The organism is Sorangium sp. So ce836 (assembly GCF_028553905.1).
GTDB classification, from domain to species: Bacteria; Myxococcota_A; Polyangia; order Polyangiales; family Polyangiaceae; genus Sorangium; species Sorangium cellulosum_D.
The window spans coordinates 9,536,664-9,561,060 of the sequence record NZ_CP102233.1 but is presented as its reverse complement, the minus strand read 5'-3'; the positions used below and the strand labels follow the sequence as shown (position 1 = coordinate 9,561,060).

Genomic DNA, 24,397 nt, shown 5'->3' with positions numbered 1-24,397 from the left:
GGCCGGCGCGTCACGACGGCACCCCGCCGCTGCCTCGGACGACCTCGGCGACGAGCGCGCGCTCGAGGCGCAGCACCGCGGACCTCTCCGGGAGCTTCGCCGGGAACAGCCCGCCGAGGAGCGTCACGAGCTTGTCGTAGTCGGGCGCCTGCGCCTTCCAGTTCGCGATCGGGTACGCCTCGTAGAGCCCGCACGTGAGCCGCGAGGGCGTCAGCACCGAGACGCGCGCCTCCGGGTGCCAGAGCTGGAGGTGCCAGAAGCCGCGCGCGACGAAGTACTCGAACTTCCGCCCGACGAAGAGGCGCACCTCCCAGCCGGCGACGACCAGGGCGAGCTCGCGCTCGCGCGGATCGTGCGGCGGCGGCGGCCAGCCCTCGTCTTGCGCGGGCTCTGCGGGGCGCGCGGGATCGAGCCGGAGCGGGGGAGCCACGGCGAGCGGCGTGCGCGAGCTCACGAGAGCTCCGCCTGGGGCGCGTCGGACCCGGGGAAAGCGGCGAGCGCTGCGCATGGGGGCGGGCTCGGGGCAGGGGGCATCTCTCGGCTCACGTGGGCTCCGTTGTTGATATTGAAAGTGATGTTCAACTTCGTTAAACGGAGACCTTGATGGTGTCAAGCGAAAACGGTGCCGGCTAGAATGCGCGCCGATGGCACATTCCTGTCGTTTGTCCGGCGCGTTGCGGTCCTTTGCGGTCCTCGCCCTCTCCGCGTTGCCGGCCGTCGCCTCGGGCGCAGGCTGCGGTGTAGCGGACAGCGTGACGCCCCCCTTCGGCGTCGCGCCGGCCGGAGCGGGCGGCGGCTCGAGCGGCTCGAGCGGCGAAGGCAGCGGTGGCGCGGCGAGCGGCGCCGCGAACGACGGGGGCGCCGAGGTCGACGGCGCCGTCGGCGAGCCGCCCAGGGTCGTGAGGATCATCGCGATCGGCGACACCGGCGAGGGCAACCTCGCGCAGCACCAGGTCGCCGATCGCATGAGCGAGAAGTGCCTCGCGGTGGGGGGCTGTCACGCCGTGATGATGAACGGCGACAACTTCTACGATCACGGCGTGCTCGATACCGGCGACGCGCAATGGGGGCCGAAGTTCGAGCAGCCCTACGATCGACCGGGGCTGAACGGCCTCCCGTTCTACGCGGTCATCGGCAACCACGATCACGGCCCCAGCAGCAGCGGCGTGCGGCAGGCGCAGATCGATTACTCGCTGCTGCCCGTGGGCAACGGGCCGGGAACGCGGACGACCGACAAATGGCGCATGCCCGCTGCGTATTACGATGTCCGCGTCGGGCACGTACATCTCTTCGGGATCGATACCGTCGACTTCACCTCCGATGAGCAAGCGGTCGACATGAGCGCGCGGGTCGCCGCCTCGGACGCCCGGTGGAAGATCGTCTTCGGCCATCACCCCCGCTACACGTCGGGCGCTCACGCCGCCGACAATCAGCAGCTCGGGCTGGACGGGATGTTCGCCATGCAGCGCGCGATCTACTGCGGGGCCGACATGTACATGTGCGGCCACGACCACAATCTCGAGCTCATCGACAAGGGGCGCGACGAGCTCTGCCCGGATACCTATTTCGCCGTCAGCGGCGCCGGCTCGAAGACCCGCCCGAGGCTCGCCTCGGCCCCGAACGAGCCCGGGCAGCTCTTCTATAACGACGAGACCGAGGCCTTCGCTTACCTGGAGTTCGAGGAGAGCGCGCTGCGCTTCGAGTTCATCGACAAGCAAGGCGCGGTGATCTACGCGAAGACGATCACCAAGTGAGCTGGCGAGGCGCGCGGCCCCGGCCGGCCTGCGGCGTCAGCGCCGCTCGCCCTCGCGCGGCGCCCCGGCGCTCGCGCTGTCCTGGGGCCGCTTCCCGAAGGAGAGGGTGCTCTCGGTGCCCGCGAGGATCCGCCGCAGGTTCGGGGTGTGCTTCAGCCAGATGAAGGCGCCGAGGAGGAGCGAGAGGCACAGCACCGGGGCGCCCCGCTCGCCGAGGAGCCAGAGGAGCGCCGGCAAGGCGAGCGCGCCGGCCAGGGAGCCGGCCGAGACCATGCGGGTCGCCCGCACGACGATCGCGAAGACGGCGAGCGTGGCGAGCGTGGCCCGCGGCGCCAGCACGAGCAGCACACCGCAGGACGTCGCGACGCCTTTGCCGCCTCGCACCGCGCAAAGAGGTAGCCTGTCGGGATCGCTCCGAGGAGGTAGGCAAGGACGAGGTAGATTGCCGTCATCGGGCGCCTCGGTGTCCGCGCGCGCGCCTTGGCCACGGGTGTGTAGCATGGCGCCGCGCGAGGCGCGCTTTTCAGGGTCGGTGTCGCGCTGGCGATCGTGGTACTCTGCGACCATGGCCAACGCCTCGCCCGCTTCGACCCGGCATGGCCGCGCCCCCAAGATCGCGCTCGTCCTGGCCGGCGGCGCTGCCCGCGGCGCGTACGAGGTCGGCGTCGTGCAGCACATCCTCGAGGAGGTCTCGCGCGACCTCGGCCGCGAGGCGCCGCTCGACATCCTGTGCGGCACCTCGGTGGGCGCCATCAACGTGTGCGGGCTCGCCGCGTTCGCGGACGAGGCGCGGAGCCGAGCGCGGCGGCTCGCCGCGGTGTGGACACGCCTGCGCATCGACGACCTCGTGCGCCTCGACGTGCGCGGCGTGCTCGCCGTCGGGCACGACCTGCTCCGCGGCGGCGCCGCGGGCGCGCCCTCGAGCGGCGGCCACGCCGCGCTCCTCGACACGTCGGGCCTCGAGCGGCAGATCGCGGAGGCCGTCCCCTTCGAGCGGATCGACGGCCACCTCGAGCGAGGGCTCCTGTCGGCCGTCACCGTGTCGACGACGCTCGTCAAGAGCGGCCGCACCGTCGTCTTCGTCCACCGCGGGGAGCCCGGCCTGCCGCCCTGGAGCCACGACCCGACGATCTCCCCGCGCGCCACCGCGATCCGCGCCGAGCACGCGCTCGCCTCGTCGGCGCTGCCCATCCTGTTCCGCCCGGTGAACATCGACGGCGAGCTCTACTGCGACGGCGGGCTGCGCCAGAACGTCCCGCTCTCGCCGGCGCGGCGCCTCGGGGCCGACGGCGTGATCGTCGTCAATCCGCGGTACATCGAGCCCGCCTCGGCCGCGCCCGAGCGCGACGCGCCGGGCTTCCCCGGGCCGCTCTTCCTGCTCGGGAAGACGCTGAACGCGCTGATGCTCGACCGGATCGACAACGACCTGGCGCGCCTGGAGAGCATCAACGGCATCCTGGAGGCGGGGCGGCGCCGCTACGGGGAAGGCTTCGTCGACGCGCTGAACGAGGGGCTCGGGCTCCCGCCGGGGCGCGCGCTCCGGCCGCTGCGGTCGCTGCTCATCCGCGCCTCCAAGGACATCGGCAGCCTGGCGGCGGAGTTCGTGCGCTCGCCGGCGTTCCGCGCGCGGGCCACGAGCGTGCTCGGCCGCGTGATGCGGCGCCTCGCCGAGGGGGACGAGCAGCGCGAGGCCGACTTTCTGTCGTATCTGCTGTTCGACGGTGAGTTCGCGGGGCGGCTCATCGAGATAGGCCGCGCGGACGCGCGGGCGCGGCACGAGGAGCTGTGCGCGTTCTTCGAGCGGGCGCTGAGCTCTGGCGGGGTCGAGGCGCGGGCGCGCGACGAGGGCTGAGGGACACAGGCGCTCCTCCGGAGCGCTCGGCGCCTCTCGGGCGCTGAAACGCGATGAGGGCGGCCGAGGTCTCCACGCGCGATCACCGCGCGATCACCACACGATGACGGCATGATCTCCGCGCGGCCGCAGCGCCCGGTGTAGACTCGCGCCGCGAGATGGCACCTTCGGATCCCTTCGGCTGGGTGGGCGCGACGATCGGCGGCAAGTACCGGCTCGACGCCGTGGTCGGCGAGGGCGGGTTCGGGGTCGTCTACCGCGGCCATCACCTCGGGTTCGACGAGCCGGTCGCGGTCAAGTGCCTGAAGCTGCTCGGATCGCTGGCGCCGGCCGAGCGCGAGGCGTTCCAGCGGATGCTCCTCAACGAGGGCCGGCTCCTCCACCGCCTCTCCCGCGCGAGCGCCGGCATCGTGCAGGCCCTCGACACGGGCGCCGCGGTCTCGCCCTCGGGCGAGTGGACGCCCTACCTCGTGCTCGAGTGGCTCGACGGCGCCCCGCTCGACCACGACATCGCCGCGCGGCGCGCCCGCGGCGGGGCGGCGCGCCCCCTCGCCGAGGCGATCGCCCTGCTCGCGCCCGCTGCGCACGCGCTCGAGGTCGCCCACGCGCAGGGCGTCGCCCACCGCGACATCAAGCCCGCGAACCTGTTCCTGACGGACATCGGCGGCCGGCGCACGCTGAAGGTCCTCGACTTCGGCATCGCCAAGGTGCTCGGCGAGCTCTCGAGCATGACGCAGGCGATGGCCGAGACGGGCAGCGCCCTCCGGGCCTTCACCGTCCACTACGGCGCGCCGGAGCAGTTCCACCAGCGCTTCGGCGCGACCGGGCCGTGGACCGACGTCTTCGCGCTCGCCCTGGTGCTCATCGAGGTGGCGTCGGGCAGCCGCGCCCTCCTCGGGAGCGACGTCACGCAGCTCTACATCGCCGCGACAGATCCGGCGTTCCGCCCGAGCCTGCGCGGCGCGGGCGTGAGCGCGCCGGAGGCCGTCGAGGCGGTGCTGCGCCGCGCGCTCGCGGTCGAGCCGCGCGAGCGCTACCGGACGGCGGGCGAGCTCTGGGGAGCGCTCGAGGCCGCGATGGCCGCGGCGGTCGCGTCCGTCGCGCTCGCGGCGGACGCGACCGTAAGCGCGCCGCCCACGCACGCAGCGCTGCCTCCGCCCGAACCCGCACCACCGGTCGCGCCCCTCACGACGATGGGCGGCATCACCGCGAGCGCGCCGCCGCCGGGAGCGCCTCCTCCGGGCTCGCTCCCGGCCGCGCCCGCGGCCGCGGCCGCCGGGGCCGCTCGGCGGCGTGGTCTGCTGCTCGCGGTCGTCTCGGCGGTCGCGCTGGCCGCCGCCCTCGGCGCGGGCGCCGTCGCGTTCTTCCAGCACCGCGCCCCCGACGACGCGCTGCCGGCGCGCGCGGGCGGCGGCCTGACCGCGCCGCCGGCCAAGGCGCCGCCCCCGCCGGAGATGGTCCGGGTGCCCGCGGGCCGGTTCTCGATGGGCAGCGCCAAGGGCGGCAAATCCGAGCGGCCGCCCCACGAGGTCACGCTGACCCGCGCGTTCGATCTCGATCGAACCGAGGTCACGGTCGCCGCCTACCAGCGCTGCGTCGACGCGGGCCGGTGCACGCCGAGCGGCCTGCACGGCCCCCGCGCCAGCGACGCGGACGTGGAGCAGCGCGGCGCGCTCTGCACCGCGGCGGATCCCGCGAAGGCGCAGCACCCAATCTCCTGCGTCGATCAGGGGCAGGCGGCCGCGTACTGCGCCTTCGTCGGCAAGCGGCTCCCGACCGAGGCCGAGTGGGAATACGCCGCGCGCGGCGTCGACGGCCGCGAGTACCCGTGGGGCAACGAGCCGCCGGGGTGCGCGCACGCGGTCGTGTCGCGGCCTGCCGGGCAGGGCTGCGGCGCGATCGGCAAAGGCACCCAGGAGGTCGGCTCGGCCACGGCCGGGGCGAGCCCGTCGGGCGCGCTCGACATGGCGGGCAACGTCTGGGAATGGGTGGCCGACGGCTGGGACCCAGGCGCCTACGCGAAGGGCGCCCAGACGGATCCCCAGGTGCCGGCGACGGGCAGCAAGGGCGTGCTCCGCGGCGGATCGTGGGATTTCTCGGCCAGCACGGCGAAGTCGACCTTCCGCCTGGCGTTCGATCGTGAGGCGGGCGACGTCTCGACCGGGTTCCGCTGCGCCCGCACGGTCGACTGATGATCGCGAGCAGCCTCGACGCTGCCGGCCGGGCGAGCAGGTTCCTTCCAGCCGCGATGAAGATGGGCTATCTGTTGGACCTTGGTCGAAGGTAGATTCACTCGTCGGACGGCGAAATAGGATACCTGGACAGGTGTGGTCGTGTGGTCCGGCGCGCGGTGAGGTCGCTACGAGCGCGTTCGCGCGCAGGCCGCCGGTGAGGTCGGCGCCGCGCCTCGACGCAGCGACATCGCACCGCGGCCCCCCGGTCAACCTCTGCCGAGCGCACAGGAGCCCATGCAAGAATCCGAGAACATGATCTCTTTCGAGGAGCGCCGGATGCAACGCGTCATCGATGCGGTCGCGCTCGCGTCGACGGGAGAGATCGAGCTCGCCTTGAAGCAGCTCGAGGCGGTCGAACAGGATGCCTTCGGGGTGGTCGAGGAGGCGCTGCGGGTCTTTCTCTTCGAGCTCTCCGCGACCGCGGAGCAGAACGCGCAGGCGCTCGCCGCGCTCGCGGCCTCCAAGCGCGAGCTCGAGAGCCAGCTGGACACCATCCAGCGCCAGGAGTGCGCCATCCGGGAGCTCTCGGTGCCGATCATCGATATCTGGCATGGCATCCTCACGCTCCCGCTCGTCGGGCTCTTCGACTCGGTGCGGGCCGTCGAGGTGACCGAGCGGCTGCTCGCCCGCGTGGCGGACGACAGCGACGTCGAGTGGGTGATCCTCGACCTCACCGGCGTCACGGTCATCGACTCGATGACCGCCCAGCACCTCGTCAAGCTCGCCCAGGCGGTGCAGCTCCTCGGCGCTCGCTGCGTCCTCACCGGGCTGGGCGGCCACGTCGCCGAGACGCTCGTGGCGCTCGGCGTCTCGTTCGACGAGCTGAACCCGATGCGCAGCCTGCGGGAGGGCCTCAGGTTCTGCCTGGCGCAGCGCAGGGCGGGCAGCGCCGCCCTCGCAGCGCACGGGGAGCGCGCGGCACCCCGCACGCAGACCTAGCGTCGGCGCGCGGTCACCTCGCCAGCGGGCGCGCGCGGGCTGCCCATGGCGACGATCGCTGAGCCGTCGCGACGGGGACCGGCCATTTAGAGGCTACCGCGATGTCCGCGCACCTCCGCGTCGTCCGAAAGCCTCGCTCGCCGGATCCCCCCGTCGACGGGCAGCCCACCTCGTCCGAGGTCCTGCGCGGCCTGCACGCCCGGAACCCCGCGGCGGAGCGCCGCCTGCTCGACGCGTACGCGGGCCTCGTCGAGCGGATGCTGTTTCGCATCCTGGGCGACGTTCGGACCCTGGAGGATCTCGTGCAGGACGTGTTCGCCCGGGTGTTCTCCCGCATCGACGACGTGCGCGAGCCCGCGGCGCTGAAGCCGTTCATCACCAGCGTCACCGTGTTCGTCGCGCGCGAGGCGATCCGCAAGAAGCGGCGGCACCGATGGCTCGCGTTCTTCGCGAGCGACGAGCTGCCGGAGATCGCGGCCAGCGTCGATCCTGAGGCCCGGCAGGGCGTGCGCGCCTTCTACCGGGCCCTGGAGACGCTCGATCCCGACGAGCGGCTGGCCTTCACGCTGCGGATCGTCGAGGGCCAGGAGCTCGCCGACGTGGCCGCCGCGTGCAACGTGTCGGTGGCGACCGTCAAGCGCCGGCTCCAGCGCGCGGAGGTCGCGTTCGTCGAGCGCTGCAAGAAGGATGAAGTGCTTGCCTCCTGGCTCGCGGAGGGCGACCGATGGACGTGAGGACCAAGGACATCGCGGCCCTGGGGCGCCGGGTCGCCGCGCACCAGGACGCCGCGCTCGAGCGGCTGGCGCGGCCCCGTGCGGCGGATCGGCTCCAGGCGATCTACCGCAAAGAGGCCGCGCTCTCGCTGCGCGAAAGGGCGGCTCCCTCACCGCGTCGGCTCGGCTTCGCGCTCGCGGCGGCGTGCGTCGCCGCTTCCGCGCTCGTCTTCTTCGCGCTCTCCCGGCCGCGCGACCCGTTGACGTACCGGGTCGACGGGTCGCCCGGCGCCGTGGGTCGGTGGGTGGCCGCGGATGCGTCGCACGTCGGGCTCGACTTCTCGGACGGGTCGCGCGTGGACCTCGCGCCGGGGACGCGCGCCCGTGTGACCGAGGTCGGCCCGCTCGGCGCGGCGGTCCTCCTGGAGCGCGGATCGCTGCACGTGCGCGTCGTGCATCGCGACGACACCCGGTGGGTGGTGGCGGGAGGGCCGTTCGAGGTGCACGTGATCGGCACCGAGTTCGACGTCACGTGGGACACGGAGGCCGAGGAGCTCGCGGTCTCGATGAGCGCCGGCCGCGTGCGCGTCCTGGGCTCCTGCGTCGAGCCGCCCGGGCGCGCCGTCGCCGCGCCCGAGTCGATCCGGCTGACGTGCGCGGCCCCCCGCGCCGCCGCGCCGCCTCCGGCGCCCGATCCGGAGTCGAGCCCACCCGCCGATCCGCCGGCCCTCCTCGCGAGCGCGAGCGCCGCCGCGCTCGCGCCGGCCGCGCCTCCTTCGCCGCCGGCCCGCGCGGAGGCGCCCTCGTCCGCGGCCCCCGCCGGGGGCTGGCGCGCGCACCTCGCCGCGGGCAAGCTCGCCGAGGCGCTCGCGGACGTGGAGCTCCTCGGCATCGACGTGGTGCTGGAGCGCGCCGCCGGCGCGGAGCTGGTCGAGCTCGGGTCCGCGGCGCGGCTCGCGCGCAAGCCGGACGTCGCGGCCCGGTTCTACCAGACGGCGCGAGCGCGGTTCGCCGGGAGCGACGCCGCCGCCGTGGCGGCGTACCACCTCGGCCGCATGGCGTTCGACGGGCGCGGCGCCTGGGCGGAGGCCGAGCGCTGGTTCGCGGTGTACCTCGCGGAGCGGCCGCGCGGCGCGCTCGCGCCGGAGGCGCTCGGCCGCTCCCTGGAGTGCGCGAGGAACCTGAAGCTCCACGCGCGCGCCCGCGAGCTCGCCGCGCGCTACCTCGCGGCCTATCCGAACGGCGCCCACGCCGGGCTCGCGGCGACGCTCGCTGGTGGGGCCGATTGACGCTGCGCCCGCGCACGTCGCGGGGGTCGGGCCGGCGCCGGCGGTCCGGAGCGCGCGCCGCGGCGCGCTCGATGGGCGGCGCGCTCGTCGCGCTCCTGGCGTCCCTGGCGCTCGCGGCGCCGTGTTTCGCCGACGAGCGCTCGCCGATCACCGTCGTCGCCGGTGCGCGCGGCGCGCTGGCGCACCGGCTCTCGCAGGAGCTCGAAGCGGCAGGCTTGCCGGTGCAGGTCGAGGCGAGCCCGGCGGCGGCCGCGCCCGGCGGGCTGCTCATCGTCGTCCCCGAGGGGGATGAGGGGGCCATCGAGATCTGGTCGGCGTCGGGCGGGCGGGCGGACCTCGTCGCGAGCGTCGCGCCGGACGGCCCGCTCGACACCCGGGTGCTCCGCGCGGCGGAGCTGGTGCGGGCGCTCCGGTCGGCAGCCGACGCCCCCGCCGGCGCGACGCCGGCGCCGCTCCCGCCTGCGCCCGTCGCGCCGGCGCCGCTCCCGCCCGCGCCCGTCGCGCCTCCGGCCGCGGGGTCGGGGCAGGCGTGGTGGGGTCGGCCGCTCCGCGCGTGGGCGCCGCCGCCGCCCGCGTTCCCGGTGTCCGCGGCGCCGAGGGCCGCGCTCGTCGATGTGGGCGTCGCGGTGGCCGTGGGGTGGCAGACGCCGGGTGTGTCGCTGGCGCTCGATGCCTCGCTCCGGCTCTGGCCTTCGGCCCGGGTCGGCGTCGGGCTCCTCGCAGACCTGCCGCTCGTCGGCCCGACGATCGACGCGCCGGAAGGCGAGGTCGGCTTTCGCGCCACGCTCCTCGGCGCCGAGCTCGTCCTCGCGCCCGTCGCGAGGACGGGCCGTTTCGGGCTCGTCCTGTCCCCTGGCGTGGGCCTCGCCCACGTGAGCGCGTCTGGCGAGGCGAGGCCGCCCTACCTCGACAGCGACGAATCCACGTTCACCGCCCTCGTCTACGGGCGAGGCGAGGCGCGCCTCCGGCTCATCGACTCCCTGGCTCTCACGGCGGGCGCGCTCGGCGGCGCGGCGATCCCCCCTGTCGATCTCCGGTTCGTGGGACGGGTGACATCGACCTTCTGCCCGCTCGCGTCGTTCTCGCTCGGCGTCGTCGTCGAGCGGTGAGCCGCCGGCGCGGCAGGCGGCCATTTCTAGGAGCAGGACACGCGCGCTTCCTCAACCGAGATCGGAGAGTGCTCCTTGAAACAGCTCATCGTACCTGGATACCTCGCGCTCAGCGTGCTCACGGCGGCGTGCGACAGGATTCCGCTCGATCCCATTCGTGGCGATAACGCCGGCGGCGATGCGGCGGGAGAAGGCGGAGCCGGCAGCGGCAGCGCCGGCAGCGCCGGCAGCGCCGGCAGCGCCGGCAGCGCCGGCAGCGGCAGCGGCAGCAGCGGCAGCAGCGGCGGCAGCGGCGACGCGCCCGGCGCCGGCGATTCCCTCTGGAGCCTGCACTTCGGCTCGACGGTACGCCAGGCCAGCGTCTCCGGGGGCCGCATCGCCGTGGACGGGGCGGGCCACGTCATCCTCGCGACCGAGGTCGCCGATGGCGTCGACCTCGGCGACGGCCCGCTCTCGACAGAGGGCCGCTCGGACGTCAGCCTCGCGAAATTCGACGGGGAAGGACAGCTCATCTGGCACAAGAGGCTCTTCGACGCGGGCTACGTGCAGGATGTCGCCGTCAATCCAGCGGGGCTCATCGCCATGACGGGACGCGCTCGCCAAAGCAGCATCGATCTCGGGGGCGGTCCGCTCGTGGGGCAGGGGGGAGCGCTCGACGCCTTCGTGGCCGTCTTCACGGCAGAAGGAGAACACGTCTGGTCGGCTCGAAGCGGCGCAGGATCCTATGTATTATGGGACCGCATCGCCGTGGACGCGACCGGAAACGTGGTCGTGGCCGTGAGCTTCACGGGCCAGATCAGCCTCTGCGGGCGCTCGCTGACCAGCGCCGGGGTGGACGACTCGTACCTCGCGAAATTCGACCCTGCGGGGCATTGCCTCTGGGTCAAGCAGCTCGGCGCCACGGAGACGCACGACGTCGCGCTCGATGCGACGGGCAACGTCGTCCTCGCCGGGAGCTTCGGCTACGGTGACATCAAGACGATCGACCTCGGCGGCGGGCCGCTGACCTCGGCCGGCGGCGAGGACGTCTTCGTGGCGAAGCTCGACGCCGCCGGGGCGCACCTCTGGAGCAAGCGGTTCGGCGACGACGCGCTCCAGAGGGCGTACGGCGTCGCGATCGACGGCTCCGGAGCCGTGGTGATCGGCGGGACGTTCCTCGGGAGCGTGGATTTCGGCGGAGGCCCTCTGGTGAGCGCGGGCGGGTTCGATTTTCTCGAGCCCGGCTCGGTCACGTGGGGCGGCAACATGTTCGTGACCAAATTCGGCCCCGCGGGCGAGCTCCTGTGGGCCAAGCGCTTCGGGGAGTACGGGCCCCAGACGGCGCTGGACGTCGCGGCGAACGTGGAAGGCGACATCGCCATCACGGGCTTGCTGTACGGCGATGTCGATCTGGGCACGGGCCTCATGGACTGCACCTACGGCGATGCCTTCGCCGCGAAGCTCGACGCGATGGGCGCGGTGCGCTGGGCCAAGCACAGCGGCGACAGGGGGCGCCAGTACGGCCAATCCACGGCCATCGACGCGACCGGCAGCGTGTTCGCCGCCGGGCCGTTCCTGGGCACGATCGACTTTGGCACGGGGCCGCTCGTGAACCCGCCGTCGGAGCGGGCCTTCGATTCGTTCCTCGTGAAGTTCGGGCCCTGAGGTCGCGGGCGGCGATCCGCGAGATGGCTCTCACCGCAGGCAGGCGCCGAGCCATCGCGAGGCGTTCTGTCCGAGGGCGGGGCCGAGGAGCTCGGGGGGCAGGTGAAGGCCCTGATAGGTGCCGAGGGTGCGGGCCGGCTGGTCGGCGGTTTGACGAAAGAAGCGAAAATTGTCCTCTTTCAAGAGACCCATGTTCGACTCCACCTGCAGATCCCACAGCTCCATGGACAGCGGGTCCAGCCCGCTGGTCACGAGGTCGGTCCCGAACAGGAAGCGCTCGGGCCATCGAGAGAACAGCCTGACGAGCTGGGCGCGCTCGCGCTCGAGGTTCGCGAACCCCTCTGCCGCCGGGCCGGCGGAGCCATGGCTCGTATCGACGAGGAGGCGTGGAAACGCCTCCATCAGGGACTCCATGCGCGCGAGGTCGGTGCGGCTGCCGCAGAGATGTGCGCACACCACCCGCAGGTCGGGGAAGGCGCGCAGGACCGCCTCGAGCTCGCTGCGGTATCGAACGGTGTTGGCATGAAGGAGGACCGGGAGCGACTGATCGGACAGCGCCTGCCACATCGCCTTGTGCGAGGGGTCGTCCAGGGGACGCTCGTGGAAGAGGTTGTGCCCCTGATAGAGCTTCACGCCGCAGGCGCCTCGGCGGCGGAGCTCGGCGAGGTACGCGAGATCGCCGTGACCCAGATCTACGGTGACGAACGGAATGAGCTTTCCAGGGTGAGCCGCCGCGGCGTCGAGGACGATATCGTTGCCCGTGCGGTAGCCGGCGAGCCCGGAGCCGCCGCGGCCGCTGGTCAGGTCCGGGCTCGCCAGGATGACGGCGCGATCGATGCGGTGCTTGGCCATGTGGGCGAGCAATGGTGTCACCGCGTCGGCGTGCGTCAGGTGCACATGGATGTCGATGACCTCCTGGCGGGGCGGAGGCGGCGACGAGCGGCACCCCAGGACGGCGGCGAACGCAGCTCCCCACGCGACGCTGCGGAGTCGAGCCCCGCGACCGGCGCGGGTGGCCTTCGGAGAGCGGATTGAACGATGCGGAGCCATCGCCGGCAAGGATACTCCGCGGCTTCGCTGACGCCATGGAAAAGAATGGAGTCGTGCGAAATGATATGATCTGACATCGCGCTTCCAATCATGGTTCATGCAATGCTCGATGCGCGTGCTTCAGGGGCGACGTCTCGCCCTTGGGGGCGTTGTCGCCTGTGCTCAGGAGGTTTTGTATGTCGCTCATCCGTAGCTCGATTCGATTCATGGGGTTCGCGGCGCTCTGCGCTTCGTTGTTCGGAACGACGTCTTGCTTGCCGAGGCCGGACAATGGCGTGGGCCCCGGCGCAGGGGGGAGCGGCAGCGGTACCAACACCACCGGCAGCAGCAGCGGTGATGGCGGCAGCAGCAGCGGCGGCGGTGGCAGCGGCAGCAGCAGCAGCAGCAGCAGCAGCAGCAGCAGCAGCAGCAGCAGCAGCAGCAGCAGCAGCAGCGGCGGCGGCGGTGGCAGCGGTCCTGGTGGGGTCGGCGGAGGCGGCTCCGCGACCGGGGGCGGCGGAGCGCCGGCTTGCGCGGACGACGCCCACGAGGAGAACGACGCGGCCGCCTCCGCGGCGCCGCTCGCCTACACGGCGGGCGGCAGCGGATCTCCCGACGCGTGGTTCTCGCACGTCGGCTTCGTCCTCTGTTCAGGCGATGAGGACTGGTACCTGATCGATACCTCTCTCGGGTACGAAGAGTTTTATTGGAAGCTCCGCGTCCTGGCCGCCGGGGCAGAGCTGTGCGGCGCGGGGTGCGAGCAGTACACTCCGCCGCCCGGTCCAGAGAACACGGTGATCGTGGAGGTGTACAGCGCGGCCACGATGGAGCTCATCGGATCTGAACAGAGCGATCATGGGCGGGTATGGCTCGACGGCGAAGGGCTGGATTCGGCGAACGATCTGCTCCTGCGCATCTATGGGCCGCCGGAGGCGACCTACCCGTACGACATCACGTTCATCGCCAAGTCTTATGAAGGGGAGGATGAGTGCGAGTGCTGAGCATCGCCTAGAGCGCCGGGGCGCGAGCCAGGTCGAGGTGGGCCGCGGCGGCGCCGCCCGAGGGCCGGCGGCTCCGGCGCCGCGCAGGCACGGCCGAGCTTCGGGGCGTGGTGGATCCTGCACGCGTGATGCGAGCCCGCCGGGCGGGCGGCCTCCGCGTTGCGCGACGTCGGCAATGTGCCAAGGAACTCGACTCCACCCCCCATGAAGAACGCGACGCTCCCTGCCCGGTTCCAGGACACCGCGGACGCCCGCCGTCGCTTCGGCGATCAGCTCGATCGCCTCGCCCCCTTCCTGCTCCGCGTCGATCCCGCGGCCGACGCCGTCGTGGAGGCGTTCGCGTCGATGCCCTCGGGTCAGGGCTTCCGCCTCCTCGAGGCCGCCCTCGCGCGCGGCATCGACCACGTCGCGAACGACGCTCCGGCCGAGCTGCGGGCGCTCTTCGCGGACGTCGATCACGTCCCCCTCTGGGTGGACTGGGACGCGGTGAACCGCGGCGGCGCCGCGTTCCTGCGCACGGGCGTGCTCGGCGGCGTCCTGCTCGCGATGCAGTCGCTCATCCTCGGGTACGCCTCGCCCGGCGGGAACAAACCGCTCGTCTTCTCGGGGAGGCTCCGCGAGCAGGCCGGGCGCCGCCTCGGCGAGACGAGCCGCTTCGTCTACGCCGTCAGCCAGGCGAACGGCATGCGCCGCTCCGGCGACGGCTTCGCGATCACCGTCAAGGTGCGCATCATGCACGCCCAGGTGCGGCGCCTCGTCCGCGCGAGCGGCCGGTGGCAGACGGCGCTCTGGGGCGAGCCGATCAACCAGCACGACATGATCGCGACAGCGCTGCTCTTCTCGGTCGCGGTGCTCGACGGCCTCGACAAGCTCGGCTACCACGTCCCGCCGGACCAGCGGGAAGATCTCGTCCACCTCTGGCGCTACGTGGCCTACGTCATCGGCGTCGAGCCGGAGCTCATCCCCGGCTCCTCTGCCGAGGCCAGGCGCCTCGCCGAGATGATCTTCGCCACGCAGGGCGCGCCGGACGACGACTCGCGCATGCTCGTCGACGCGCTGGTCACCCACAGCATCCGCAGCGCGCGGAGCGACGGCGAGCGCCGGCGCGCCGAGCAGGTCATGGCCATCTTCTGCTGCGTCGCCCGCGCCGTCCTCGGCGAGGCGCTCGCCGAGCAGCTCGGCGTGCCCCGGCAGAGCTCGCTCCTCGCCGTGCCGCTGCTCCGCGCCGTCGCCGCCGCCTCGAGCCGCGCGCACGCGCTGCCGTCGCTGCAGGACCTCGCGCTCGACCTCGGCGGCCGGTACTGGCAGCGCGCCATCGCCGTCGGCCTCGGCGGCCGTCCGGCCGACTTCGCCCCTCCGGAGCGCTTCGCCGACGGCCAGACGTGAGCGCGCCCGCGGTCGGGGTTGAACCGCGCTCCCGTTCTGCGGTACGAGCCCGATCATGGAGATCATCCCCTACGGCGGTTGGAAGCGCGCCGCGCGCATCGTCTGCGGCGACACGGAGGTCGTCGTCACGCTCGACATCGGCCCGCGGATCATCCGCTATGGCGCCATCGGCGGCCCGAACGAGCTGTCCGAGATCCCCGAGGATCAGGGCGCGACCGGCGGGACCCAGTACAGGTTCTACGGCGGCCACCGGCTCTGGATCGGCCCGGAGGACGAGCAGCGGACGCTGCAGCCGGACAACGATCCGGTCGAGCACCGGGAGGAGAACGGCGCGCACGTGTTCCGGTCCGGCCCGGACAAGTACGGGATGCAGAAGGAGACCCGCATCACGGCGGACGCCGCGGCGGGCAGGTTCGTCCTCGATCACGCGATCGAGAACCACGGCGCCTATGCGGTCGAGCTCGCGCCCTGGGCGCTCACCGTGATGGCGGGCGGCGGTGAGTGCCTGTTCCCGCAGGCGCCGTTCTTCCCGCACCCCGAGCGCGTCTTGCCGGCGCGGCCGCTCGTGCTGTGGCCGTACAGCGACATGACCGATCCCCGGTGGACCTGGGGCAAGCGCGTGCTCCGCCTGCGGCAGGTCGCCGGCCAGGGCCCGCAGAAGGTGGGGATGCTCGTGAGCCAGGGCTACGCGGCGTACGCGAACCACGGGAACGTGTTCCTGAAGCGGTTCCCGTTCATCGAGGGCGCCACGTACCCGGACATGGGGGTCAATTTCGAGACCTTCTCGAACCAGGACATGCTTGAGGTGGAGTCGCTCGGCCCGCTCCAGCGCGTGGAGCCCGGCGCCCGCGCGCAGCACCGGGAGGCGTGGTATCTCCTGAAGGGCGCGCAGCCGCCCGCCGAGGACGGCGCGTGCGCGGACTGGCTCGAGGCGATCGCGAAGGCTCGGCCGCTGTGATCCGCGGAGCCTGAGCCGCGGACGGGCGCTCCCCGTCAGCGCCGCGCTTCGATCTTCACGTCGCCGGACACGACGCTCCGGGTCAGCGGCCGCGCCAGGAAGTCGTGCGGAAAGCCGAGCTCGACGGCGCTGGCCCGGTCGAGCCGGGCGCGCTGGCCGTCCGTCAGCCGCACGTCGAGGGCGCCCAGGTTGTCCTCGAGCTGCTTCAGGGTCCGCGCGCCCAGGATCGGCGCGGTCACGGCCGGATTCAGCAGCGTCCAGGCGATCGCGATCTGCGACGGCGTCTTGCCGCTCTCGGCCGCGACCGATTTCACCACCTCGGCGATGGCGAGGCCCCGCTCGGTCAGCGCGCCGTTCGCGGCAGCGATGTTCTTCCGCGTGCCGGCCGGGTCCGCCGTGCCGTCGCCCGCGGCCAGATCGGCCTTCGAGTACTTCCCGGTCAGCACGCCGCTGCCGAGCGGCGACCACGGGACGACCCCGAGGCCCATCTCCTGCGCCATCGGGATGAGCTCCCGCTCGACGGTGCGCTCGATCAGGCTGTACTCGATCTGCAGCGCGATGAGCGGCGCCCACCCGCGCAGATCCGCGATCGCCTGCATGCGGGAGACCTGCCAGGCCGGCGCGTCGGAGATGGCGACATAGACCACCTTCCCCGACCGGACGAGATCGTCCATCGCGCGCAGGACCTCGTCCACGGGCGTCGTCCCGTCCCACGCGTGCAGGTACAGGATGTCGATGTAATCGGTCCCGAGCCGCCCGAGGCTCGCCTCGACCGAGCGCACCATGTTCTTGCGGTGGTTGCCGCTCGAGTTCGGATCTCCCGGCCGCATGCCGAGCGTGTATTTGGTGGCCAGCACCAGGCGCTCTCGCCGGTCGCCGGCGAACTCGCCGACCAGCCGTTCGGACGTGCCGTTCGTGTACTTGTTGGCCGTGTCGATGAAGTTCCCGCCGCGATCGACGTAGGCGTCGAAGATGCGCCGCGCCTCGTCGCGGTCGCTGCCCCACCCCCAGTCGGCGCCGAACGTCATCGCGCCGAGCGCCAGCGGGGAGACGCGCAGGCCCGAGCGCCCCAGCAGCCGGTAGGTGTCGAGAGAGAGAGCGTTGGTCATGGTTGGCTCCACAGGTGCGGCAGGCGCGTCATGTGCCCTGCCTCGATCCGGACGTTAAGGCCCTGGCGCCCTGCGAAGAATCCGACATGATCGAAGGAGCCTGTTTAGCCAGGGGTACACAATGCGCGGCAGGGAGTTCGCCGATCTGACAGCGTTCGCGGCCATCGTGGAGCACGGGAGCTTCGCCCGCGCGGCGGCGCACCTGCGCGTCTCGCCGTCGGCCCTGAGCCAGACCATCCGGGGGCTCGAGGAGCGGCTCGGCGTGCGCCTCCTGAACCGCACCACGCGCAGCGTCGCGCCGAGCGAGGCGGGGGCGCGGCTGCTCTCGCGGCTCTCGCCGGCGCTGACCGAGCTGGACGCGGCGGTCGCCGACGTGAAGGCGCTCCGGGACAGGCCGGCGGGCGTGCTGCGGATCAACACGGCGCGGGCGGCCGCGGTCTGGTGCCTCGCCCCGCTGCTCGGCCCGTTCCACGAGGAGCACCCGGAGATCGCGCTCGACGTGGTGGTCGAGGACGCGATCGCCGACATCGTCGCGCGCCGCTTCGACGCCGGGGTCCGCCTGGGCGAGCGCCTCGAGCGGGACATGGTGGCCGTGAAGCTGAGCGGCGATCTCTCGATGATGGCGGTGGCGTCGCCGGCCTACCTGGCGCGCCACGGCGTCCCCGCGACCCCGCGCGACCTGCACCGGCACCGCTGCATCAACATGCGCTGGCCGACCGACGGCAGCCTCTATCGGTGGGAGTTCGAGAAGGGGAAGCAGTCCCTGGAGGTCGCCGTCGAGGGCCCGCTCACCGTCAACGACGTGGACCTCGCGCTGCGCGCCGCGGCGGACGGCGTCGGCATCGCGTACGTGTTCGACCAGCAAGCGAGGCCGCTCGTCGAGGCCGGGAAGCTGACGCGCGTCCTGGAGCCCTGGTCGCCGTCGTTCCCTGGCTTTTACCTCTACTACCCGAGCCGCCGGCAGACGCCCCCCGCGCTGCGGGCGTTCGTCGACTTCCTGCGCCGCGCGGGCCCGCCGGAGAAGAAGGCGCGACGCGCCCGTCCCGCCGTCGGCGCGAAGAACCGCGACTGAGATTGGAATTTTCTTCCGGAGTCAGATTTTCTCGTGCCGGCGTCGTTGCGGCTGTGGACTTGGGGGGGAGCGTCCGCTCTACTGTCGCTTCGGCACCCCTATCGGGGCCGCCCGTGCGCGGTGTGACCCGGCGATGATCACGGCACCGCTTCGCGGGAACAAGGACGAGATTTTCCTTCGGAGGATGCGAGCATGAGGTCAGCACCCCTTACCCTTCTACTCTCGGCGTTCCTGTGTGCTGTCGGCTGTTCGGACGGCGGCGACGGGGGAGGGGAGACCGGCGGCGCGGGTCCGACGAGCGGCCCCGGCAGCACGACGAGCGGCCCTGGTAGCACGACGAGCGGCCCTGGTAGCACGACGAGCGGCCCTGGCGACACGACATCCACGACCGTCGGCCCGACGACCGGCCCCGGCGGCGCGGGCGGCGACATGGCCGGCTCGGGCGGCATGGGCGGCGGCGGTGGCTCGGGCGGCAGCGGCGGCGCTGACGCCCGGAGGATCCCTGCCGCGAGCGCCAGCTCGCTCAGGGAGGCCGGCTCGAAGGCGAACCCCCCCATCCTCATCGGCGCGGCCATCTCCGGCTCCGGTCTCAACGACGCGAACTACAAGCGCGTCGCCGCCGCCGAGCACGACTACGTGACGGCTGAGAACGAGATGAAGTGGGACGCGCTGGAGCCCAACCCGGGGAGCTTCAACTACGGTGCCGCGGACAACATCGTCAACTGGGCGACGAGCAATGGAATGAAGGTCAAGGGCCACACCCTGGTGTGGCACAACCAGCTGCCGGGGTGGGCGAACTCCCTGTCTGGGTCGACCGCGGTGGAGCAGGCCATCCGCAGGCACATCGAGAACGTCATGGGCCACTTCAAGAGCAAGATCAAGCACTGGGACGTGGTCAACGAGGCGGTCATTACCAACAGCGACACTGGCGTCGGCAATCCCCGCATGAGGCCCTCGGTGTTCTTCAACGCGATGGGGGAGAGGTTCCTCGATTTCGCTTTCCAGGTCGCGAGGGAGCAGGACCCGGAAGCCAAGCTCTATTACAACGACTACAGCATCGACGCGCTCAACGACAAGGCCGATTTCGTCTATAATATGGTCAAGGGGATGGTCGAGCGGGGCGTCCCGATCGACGGCGTCGGGTTCCAGATGCACATCGGGCCGCCCAACAACGAGGCCGGCGGCGCGGACGTGGCGGCGAACCTGAAGCGCTTCTCGGATCTGGGCCTGGAGGTGTTGATCTCCGAGATGGACATCAACCGCTGCGGTGGCGTGGTGACCGCCGAGGAGCAGCTCGCTTACTACCACGACATCGTCGCGGCCTGCTTCTCGCTGCCCAAGTGCGTCGCCATCACGTTCTGGGGGATCAACGACGGCAGGTCGTGGCTCAACAGCTGGAGCGGGGCCTTGTGCAACGGGCAGAGCTCGCAGTCGCTGCTCTTCAATGACCAGTATCAGAAGAAAGAGACCTACAACAAGGTGCTGGACGCCCTGCTGGGCCGCTAGAACACCGATCTCGTCGATCGACCGCCCCCACGCGCAGGCGTGGGGGCGCCTTGCAACTGCGCGCGAGCGCGCCTCTCGCCCGCCGGACAGGGGGGCGACGTCAGCGGCGCGCGAGCCGCCCCTCCAGGATCACGGCGCCTCCAGCGGGAGCTCCTCGTTGGGCAGGCCGACCGACCAGTGCCCCTGGATGATCTTCCACTGCCCGCCCTCCTTGCGGAAGACGAGGCTCAGCCGGCTCGGGACGTCGCCGCCCAGGAAGGCGAACGTCGGGTCGTCCGCCACCCAGGCGACGGTGCCCTGCTGCTGCAGCTGGAGGAGCCCTCCGGTGGCCTCGATCGGGAGCCCGCCGTCGTTCGGGTACCCCAGGCCATCGAGGAAGATGAACATGTCCTGCCACCATTGAACGATGGCGTCGTGGCCGGTATAGACCTCCCCGGGCGCCGTGCCGAGGAACACCGCGTTCGGGCTGGTCGAGATGATGTCTTCGATGAAATCGAGATCTCCGTTGGTGGACGCCTGGTAGAACTGGTGGACCAGGCTGGCGATCTGGGTGTGCTCCGGGACGGTGAGGCAGATGGGCACGACCTCGGCCTCGGCGCTCTTCATCGTGCCTCCGAGCGCCAGCATGGCCGTCGACGCTGCGATCACGTGAAGGACCTTTCCCATCAAACCGTTCTTCATGTCCATTCTCCTTCGCTGGATTCACCACGAGGGCGTGGCATGTGTCATCGTTGCCGCCTTGATCGCGGCGAGCAGACGTTGCTTCCTCACGCAGCGCGAAGCTCGAGTCGGCGGCGATCGTCCTCTCCCCTCTGCCAGCGGCAGAAGGGCGCAACCAGGTGCGCTCCGGAAGGTCGACGCTGCTGCTCGGCCTCGCTCCGGGGGGCAAAGCACCCGACGTGCCAAGCGTAGAAACAGCTCGATCTCTCGAACCGTCGCTTCCCACGCGCCGGACGGTGCGCCGCTCGCCGTGAAATGCGGCCCATTTCACCGTGACATGTCACGGGTTGCGGCGTGACATGTCACGGATCGCAGGATTGCGGCGTGACATTCGCCGGCCGGGCTTCGGGCGGGCGGAGGGGGCGCCCGGCTCGCGCCGCACCAGGCCAGCGCTCTCCGGCGAGCACCTGGGCGGTCGCCGCCTAGGACGCGCCGCTGACGGCGGCGATGCGGTCCGGAGGTGTCGGCCAGCGTTTCGAGGAGGAGAGTCCCCGCCGGCCGCGCCGTCTACGGCACGGGCTCGACGTCGAACGTCGCCGTCGAGACCCCTTGTCCGTCATACGAATCGCCGATGACGCGCAGGCGATAGAGCGCCGTGTGGTCCGCGTTCCACACGAGGAGCCCGAGCCCGATGACAGACGACTCCTCGGTCGTGTGCGTCGTCGCCCCGCTCAGGTACGTCCTCTGCTCCCAGGTGCCCGTGAGCCCCTCCGGGCAGGAGTCGACCTCCGTCGGGACGTCGCCCAGCGCGCTGAAGGTCCCCTTCGCGCAGAGGGAGCCCGGCGTGGGCGAGGAGAGCGAGAGCACCATCGCCTGATAGAGGCTCAGGTCGCCGGCGCCCGCGACGATGGCGCCGTCGGCGAGCCGCACGCCGTCGCTCTCGGTCGCCACCGACGGCGTCACGAGCGTCACCCGCCTCGGTCCCGTCGATTCCGGCGGGACGGCTTCCGTACCACCGCACCCGCCGACGAACAGCAACGACAACGACAGCCATGCGCGCATCGAACGCCTCTCCATGCGATGACCCGCCGAGGGAAGGGGACCCGGACAGCCAGGCTATCACGGCGCGCGGCGCGCATGGAGAGCCACCGGCAGCGGGGCGAGGCACCGCTCGTCTCGGGTCACACCCACGCGGTCGCGGAGCTGCGCTGGCGGGGCGCAGGCCCCGCTCCTCCGGCGTCAGCTCAGTTCGTGCCCGTGTACTTGAACTCCAGGATCGCTCCCGGGTTGCTCAGCGCCGACGTGGCCCCGCCGGTCGGCCCGCTGGTGCTCCCCTGGCTGTCCGTGATCACGTAGACCGTCAGGCCATCCGGGCTCAGCGCGAGATCGCGGTAGCGGTTGGTGGTCTGGAAGTGGACGACCGGCTCGCCGACCACGGAGTCCCCGGCGGGGCCCAGGCTCACGCGGTACACCGCGCCCTTCTTGAGGGTGGTCATCAGGAGCGAGCCCTCCCACTCGGGGATGCCGGTCTCAGCGGCATAGGTGTGGAGCGACGAGGGCGCGATCGTCGGCCAGCAGATGTAATCGTTGCCCCCGCACGCCGGATCCTTGAAGTTGTAGCCGTTCGGGACCGTGTAGAAGGTGACGAGCGGCGGCGTGAAATCGGGGTGGCTCCAGGCGCTCTCCTGCTGCCGGGGGACCGAGGAAGGGGGCGTGTAGTCGTTCCACGCGAGCGACGAGCACGGCGTCGGGCTCGAGGCGGACCAGTTGTCGTACGTATAGGCCTGACTGTCCTGGTAGCCGGCGACGTGCGGCCAGCCATAGTTCTTGCCGGGCTGGATGAGGTTGAGCTCGTCGTCGCTCTTGGGCCCATGCTCGTTCGCGTAGAGCTTGCCGCCGAGGAACGTGAGGCCCTGCGGGTTGCGGTGGCCGTACGAGTACACGTGGCTGCGGACGCCGGCGATCTGCGGGTTGTCGCCCGGGATCGAGCCGTCGAGGTCGAGGCGCAGGATCTTGCCGGTGTATTTCGACCAGTTCTGCGCCGCGACCTCGGTCGCCGTGGGCAGGTCCTGCGCGCCGACGGGGAGGCACTTCCTGTTGAACTGGTTGTTCCCCTGATCCCCGACGGTGTAATAGAGCTTTTGATCGGGGCCGAACAGGAGCCGCGCGGAGTTGTGATCGTCGCTCCCGGGCAGGCCCGTGATGATGTCGACGGGGCTCCCCAGCGTCTTGGTCGTGAGGTTGTACGTGTAGCGACGGATCTTCGCCCTGCGGTTCACGGCTGAGCCTGGATCGGCGTCATAGGTATAGGAGACGTACACATAGTCGTTGCCCGTGCCCTGGAGCAGATCCGGGTGCAGGGCGAGGCCCAGCACCCCGTCCTGTCCTCCCGACTGGTACGCTTCCGTGATGGTGACCGCGGTCGTCTTCTGGCCGTCCGAGGGCCTGACGCGCACGACCCGCTTCCCCACGCGCTCGGTCAACCACAGGTAGCCGTCCGGCCCCCAGACGATCCGCATCGGATACGACAGCCCGCGCAAGATCTCGCGCGACGTGAAGCCGGCGTCCAAGCCCGCGCGCGCCTCGACGACGGGCTCGCTCTCGGCGGTGCCATCGCCGTGCGCTTCGACAGGACCGTCCAGGGGGTCCTCGGAGCCGCATCCGACGAGGCTCCACGAAGCCGCGGAGAGCAAACCAACCTGAGCCAGGAAGACCGTTGAGCGACGTGAGACAAATGCGGACATGGGATTACCTCGCTGTTCGTTTCGAAGGACGGCGCTGACCAAGTCCCACCGCTCCAGGGCCCGGCGGACGTGACGAGCGAGCTTCCGACGTGAAACCGCGGATCGCAGGGCATCCGTCGTGTCGTGCCCTGGCAGGAAGATGTCTTTACTATGGGTGGCGATTGTCAAGTTGAATCTGCAATGCAACGTGAATGGCCGGGCGTGCGCGCGTGGCGACTGCGACGCTCACGCAAGGATCGGTCAGGCGATTGTTCAACGGCAGGTCAGGTGAACCATGTAGCCATGGCAGGTCAGGTGAACATGCAATGGCAGGCTCAGGTGAGCCAGGGAGGCGGCAGCGCTGCGCTGCAACGCGGATGCCGCGCGATCGGAGGCCCCCGGCTGAGGCCGCCGATGGCGCCGGCGCGCTCGCGGCTCGTCGGCTCAACCGGACGCGTCCGAAGCGATCGCGGGCGCCGGGCGGCTCCACCGGGCTGACGGGCGCCGGGTCCCCGCCCTGCGCGGGGGCCCCGACACGAAGCCTCGACCATCGGATCGAAAACCCCGCCCTGCCGAGAGGACGCGAAGGGCGGTACTCCTTCTCTGCAGGCGGTCCGAGCGGCCGTCAGCCGAGGAGAACGCGAGATGGGGACCGACGAGCACGAAAAGAACGCGGCGGCCTTCGGGCGCGAGCGCGCATTGAGCTACGACGACCAAGTGCACCGCTTCTGGCCAGGTCATGGCCTCATGCACCGGATCGCCGCCGAGGTGATCGCCGCGGCGCTCCCGGACGACGAGGCCGCGTCGCTGCTGATGGTCGGCATCGGGACCGGGAGCGAGGTGACGCCGTTCGCGCGCTACATGGGGGCCGGCGTCCGTTTCACGGGCGTCGATCCCTCGGCGGAGATGCTCGCCGTCGCGAGAGAGAGGCTCGCGGCGGAGGGCCTCCTCGAGCGGACGAGCCTGCATGCCTGCGAGCTGCGCGACCTCGCGCGCGGGCCCCTGTTCGACGGCGCCCAGATGATCGGCGTCCTGCACCACCTCCCGGGGGACGAGGCGCGCGTCGCGCTCCTCCGCGAGATCGCCGGGCGGCTGAAGCCGGGGGCGCCCTTCGTGATCGGCTGCCGGACCGGGGACGATCCGCGGCTGACGGCCGTCGAGGACCGGCGGGCGTTCGCGGGGGGGCGGCCGCCCGAGGCGGCGGAGAAGCGACGGAAGATGATGGCGTCGTTGAGGATCCCGGCCTCGGAGGAGGAGGTCTTCGCGCTCCTCTCCCGGGCAGGCTTCGTGGCGCCTTGTTTGATCTTCGGCGAGCTGCACATCAGGGCCTGGGTCACTCGCTACGAGCCATCCACGGTCGGCGCGTGACGTGGCGGGGCGCGGGGCCGCGGCTCCGCCCGATGCCGACTGGGCGGTCCC

The 24,397-nt window shown here is 71.8% G+C and carries 21 protein-coding genes; 14 read left to right on the top strand and 7 right to left on the bottom strand.

The annotated features are described in order from the left end of the window. Window positions 1-10 precede the first annotated feature (10 nt). A complete protein-coding gene (locus tag NQZ70_RS34510; RefSeq protein ID WP_129578035.1) occupies window positions 11-454 on the bottom strand; it encodes a hypothetical protein in 444 nt (147 codons plus the stop codon). Window positions 455-752: 298 nt separating this feature from the next. Here NQZ70_RS34510 and NQZ70_RS34505 point away from each other — a divergent pair, with 298 nt between their 5' ends. Continuing rightward, entirely contained in the window at window positions 753-1,754 is a 1,002-nt protein-coding gene (locus tag NQZ70_RS34505; protein ID WP_129578034.1) for a metallophosphoesterase, read from the top strand. A 36-nt stretch (window positions 1,755-1,790) separates the two neighbouring features. Here NQZ70_RS34505 and NQZ70_RS34500 read toward each other — a convergent pair whose 3' ends face one another. Beyond that, window positions 1,791-2,138: a glycerol-3-phosphate acyltransferase gene (locus NQZ70_RS34500; protein ID WP_237244302.1), complete on the bottom strand. Its 348-nt coding sequence runs from the start codon at window positions 2,136-2,138 to the stop codon at window positions 1,791-1,793. Window positions 2,139-2,319: 181 nt separating this feature from the next. Between NQZ70_RS34500 and NQZ70_RS34495 the strand changes: the two genes are divergently transcribed. The 7 genes from NQZ70_RS34495 (at window position 2,320) to NQZ70_RS34465 (ending at window position 11,534) form a co-directional block, all read left to right on the top strand. Further along, the gene (locus NQZ70_RS34495) at window positions 2,320-3,606 is read left to right on the top strand and encodes a patatin-like phospholipase family protein (RefSeq protein WP_129578033.1); all 1,287 of its coding nucleotides are present in this window, start codon (window positions 2,320-2,322) and stop codon (window positions 3,604-3,606) included. Between the two features lie 158 nt (window positions 3,607-3,764). Further along, window positions 3,765-5,798 carry a bifunctional serine/threonine-protein kinase/formylglycine-generating enzyme family protein gene (locus tag NQZ70_RS34490; RefSeq protein WP_129578032.1) on the top strand — a complete coding sequence of 678 codons (2,034 nt, stop codon included), beginning with the start codon at window positions 3,765-3,767 and terminating at the stop codon, window positions 5,796-5,798. Window positions 5,799-6,092: 294 nt separating this feature from the next. Next, window positions 6,093-6,779: an STAS domain-containing protein gene (locus tag NQZ70_RS34485; RefSeq protein ID WP_237244301.1), complete on the top strand. Its 687-nt coding sequence runs from the start codon at window positions 6,093-6,095 to the stop codon at window positions 6,777-6,779. A gap of 101 nt (window positions 6,780-6,880) precedes the next feature. Beyond that, complete coding sequence (locus NQZ70_RS34480) at window positions 6,881-7,513, top strand: RNA polymerase sigma factor (RefSeq protein ID WP_129578030.1); 633 nt, start codon at window positions 6,881-6,883, stop codon at window positions 7,511-7,513. Next, window positions 7,504-8,781 (top strand): FecR domain-containing protein, encoded by a 1,278-nt coding sequence (locus tag NQZ70_RS34475; RefSeq protein WP_272826271.1) that lies wholly within the window; start codon window positions 7,504-7,506, stop codon window positions 8,779-8,781. The genes NQZ70_RS34480 and NQZ70_RS34475 overlap by 10 nt, the downstream gene beginning before the upstream one ends. A 71-nt stretch (window positions 8,782-8,852) precedes the next feature. Further along, window positions 8,853-9,890 carry a hypothetical protein gene (locus tag NQZ70_RS34470; RefSeq protein WP_129578028.1) on the top strand — a complete coding sequence of 346 codons (1,038 nt, stop codon included), beginning with the start codon at window positions 8,853-8,855 and terminating at the stop codon, window positions 9,888-9,890. Between the two features lie 75 nt (window positions 9,891-9,965). After that, entirely contained in the window at window positions 9,966-11,534 is a 1,569-nt protein-coding gene (locus tag NQZ70_RS34465; RefSeq protein WP_237244299.1) for a hypothetical protein, read from the top strand. A gap of 30 nt (window positions 11,535-11,564) precedes the next feature. Here the strand turns inward: NQZ70_RS34465 and NQZ70_RS34460 are convergent, their stop codons facing one another. After that, entirely contained in the window at window positions 11,565-12,584 is a 1,020-nt protein-coding gene (locus tag NQZ70_RS34460; RefSeq protein ID WP_257792737.1) for an amidohydrolase family protein, read from the bottom strand. Between the two features lie 176 nt (window positions 12,585-12,760). On the opposite strand from NQZ70_RS34460, the gene NQZ70_RS34455 reads away from it, so the two are divergent. The 3 genes from NQZ70_RS34455 to NQZ70_RS34445 all read left to right on the top strand — a co-directional run bounded on the left by NQZ70_RS34455 (window position 12,761) and on the right by NQZ70_RS34445 (window position 15,908). Next, on the top strand, window positions 12,761-13,564 hold the full coding sequence (locus tag NQZ70_RS34455; protein ID WP_165374318.1) for a hypothetical protein: 804 nt from the start codon (window positions 12,761-12,763) through the stop codon (window positions 13,562-13,564). 204 nt (window positions 13,565-13,768) lie between these two features. After that, a complete protein-coding gene (locus NQZ70_RS34450; RefSeq protein WP_129578024.1) occupies window positions 13,769-14,950 on the top strand; it encodes an oxygenase MpaB family protein in 1,182 nt (393 codons plus the stop codon). 55 nt (window positions 14,951-15,005) lie between these two features. After that, on the top strand, window positions 15,006-15,908 hold the full coding sequence (locus tag NQZ70_RS34445) for a hypothetical protein (protein ID WP_129578023.1): 903 nt from the start codon (window positions 15,006-15,008) through the stop codon (window positions 15,906-15,908). A gap of 35 nt (window positions 15,909-15,943) precedes the next feature. Here the strand turns inward: NQZ70_RS34445 and NQZ70_RS34440 are convergent, their stop codons facing one another. Continuing rightward, window positions 15,944-17,017: an aldo/keto reductase gene (locus NQZ70_RS34440; protein ID WP_129578022.1), complete on the bottom strand. Its 1,074-nt coding sequence runs from the start codon at window positions 17,015-17,017 to the stop codon at window positions 15,944-15,946. A 121-nt stretch (window positions 17,018-17,138) separates the two neighbouring features. On the opposite strand from NQZ70_RS34440, the gene NQZ70_RS34435 reads away from it, so the two are divergent. Both NQZ70_RS34435 and NQZ70_RS34430 read left to right on the top strand, forming a co-directional pair. Beyond that, window positions 17,139-18,089, top strand: coding sequence for a LysR family transcriptional regulator (locus tag NQZ70_RS34435; protein ID WP_129578021.1), 951 nt, complete (start codon window positions 17,139-17,141; stop codon window positions 18,087-18,089). 192 nt (window positions 18,090-18,281) lie between these two features. Beyond that, window positions 18,282-19,595: an endo-1,4-beta-xylanase gene (locus tag NQZ70_RS34430; RefSeq protein ID WP_237244297.1), complete on the top strand. Its 1,314-nt coding sequence runs from the start codon at window positions 18,282-18,284 to the stop codon at window positions 19,593-19,595. 129 nt (window positions 19,596-19,724) lie between these two features. Here NQZ70_RS34430 and NQZ70_RS34425 read toward each other — a convergent pair whose 3' ends face one another. The 3 genes from NQZ70_RS34425 to NQZ70_RS34415 form a co-directional block, all read right to left on the bottom strand. Then, a complete protein-coding gene (locus NQZ70_RS34425) occupies window positions 19,725-20,276 on the bottom strand; it encodes a nuclear transport factor 2 family protein (protein ID WP_165374317.1) in 552 nt (183 codons plus the stop codon). 546 nt (window positions 20,277-20,822) lie between these two features. Beyond that, window positions 20,823-21,317 carry a hypothetical protein gene (locus NQZ70_RS34420; protein WP_129578019.1) on the bottom strand — a complete coding sequence of 165 codons (495 nt, stop codon included), beginning with the start codon at window positions 21,315-21,317 and terminating at the stop codon, window positions 20,823-20,825. A 182-nt stretch (window positions 21,318-21,499) separates the two neighbouring features. Continuing rightward, window positions 21,500-22,948, bottom strand: a complete 1,449-nt coding sequence (locus NQZ70_RS34415; RefSeq protein WP_237244296.1) for a glucose/sorbosone family PQQ-dependent dehydrogenase — start codon at window positions 22,946-22,948, stop codon at window positions 21,500-21,502. A gap of 675 nt (window positions 22,949-23,623) precedes the next feature. On the opposite strand from NQZ70_RS34415, the gene NQZ70_RS34410 reads away from it, so the two are divergent. Next, the gene (locus NQZ70_RS34410; RefSeq protein ID WP_129578018.1) at window positions 23,624-24,346 is read left to right on the top strand and encodes a cyclopropane-fatty-acyl-phospholipid synthase family protein; all 723 of its coding nucleotides are present in this window, start codon (window positions 23,624-23,626) and stop codon (window positions 24,344-24,346) included. The last annotated feature ends 51 nt before the right edge of the window (window positions 24,347-24,397 follow it).

Coding starts and splice junctions, on each gene's coding strand:
- NQZ70_RS34485 (WP_237244301.1), top strand. CDS start 6,093: ATGATCTCTTTCGAGGAGCGCCGGATGCAACGCGTCATCGATGCGGTC.
- NQZ70_RS34450 (WP_129578024.1), top strand. CDS start 13,769: ATGAAGAACGCGACGCTCCCTGCCCGGTTCCAGGACACCGCGGACGCC.
- NQZ70_RS34435 (WP_129578021.1), top strand. CDS start 17,139: ATGCGCGGCAGGGAGTTCGCCGATCTGACAGCGTTCGCGGCCATCGTG.
- NQZ70_RS34480 (WP_129578030.1), top strand. CDS start 6,881: ATGTCCGCGCACCTCCGCGTCGTCCGAAAGCCTCGCTCGCCGGATCCC.
- NQZ70_RS34410 (WP_129578018.1), top strand. CDS start 23,624: ATGGGGACCGACGAGCACGAAAAGAACGCGGCGGCCTTCGGGCGCGAG.
- NQZ70_RS34475 (WP_272826271.1), top strand. CDS start 7,504: ATGGACGTGAGGACCAAGGACATCGCGGCCCTGGGGCGCCGGGTCGCC.
- NQZ70_RS34455 (WP_165374318.1), top strand. CDS start 12,761: ATGTCGCTCATCCGTAGCTCGATTCGATTCATGGGGTTCGCGGCGCTC.
- NQZ70_RS34430 (WP_237244297.1), top strand. CDS start 18,282: ATGAGGTCAGCACCCCTTACCCTTCTACTCTCGGCGTTCCTGTGTGCT.
- NQZ70_RS34425 (WP_165374317.1), bottom strand. CDS start 20,276: ATGAAGAACGGTTTGATGGGAAAGGTCCTTCACGTGATCGCAGCGTCG.
- NQZ70_RS34470 (WP_129578028.1), top strand. CDS start 8,853: ATGGGCGGCGCGCTCGTCGCGCTCCTGGCGTCCCTGGCGCTCGCGGCG.
- NQZ70_RS34490 (WP_129578032.1), top strand. CDS start 3,765: ATGGCACCTTCGGATCCCTTCGGCTGGGTGGGCGCGACGATCGGCGGC.
- NQZ70_RS34440 (WP_129578022.1), bottom strand. CDS start 17,017: ATGACCAACGCTCTCTCTCTCGACACCTACCGGCTGCTGGGGCGCTCG.
- NQZ70_RS34420 (WP_129578019.1), bottom strand. CDS start 21,317: ATGCGCGCATGGCTGTCGTTGTCGTTGCTGTTCGTCGGCGGGTGCGGT.
- NQZ70_RS34445 (WP_129578023.1), top strand. CDS start 15,006: ATGGAGATCATCCCCTACGGCGGTTGGAAGCGCGCCGCGCGCATCGTC.
- NQZ70_RS34495 (WP_129578033.1), top strand. CDS start 2,320: ATGGCCAACGCCTCGCCCGCTTCGACCCGGCATGGCCGCGCCCCCAAG.
- NQZ70_RS34460 (WP_257792737.1), bottom strand. CDS start 12,584: ATGGCTCCGCATCGTTCAATCCGCTCTCCGAAGGCCACCCGCGCCGGT.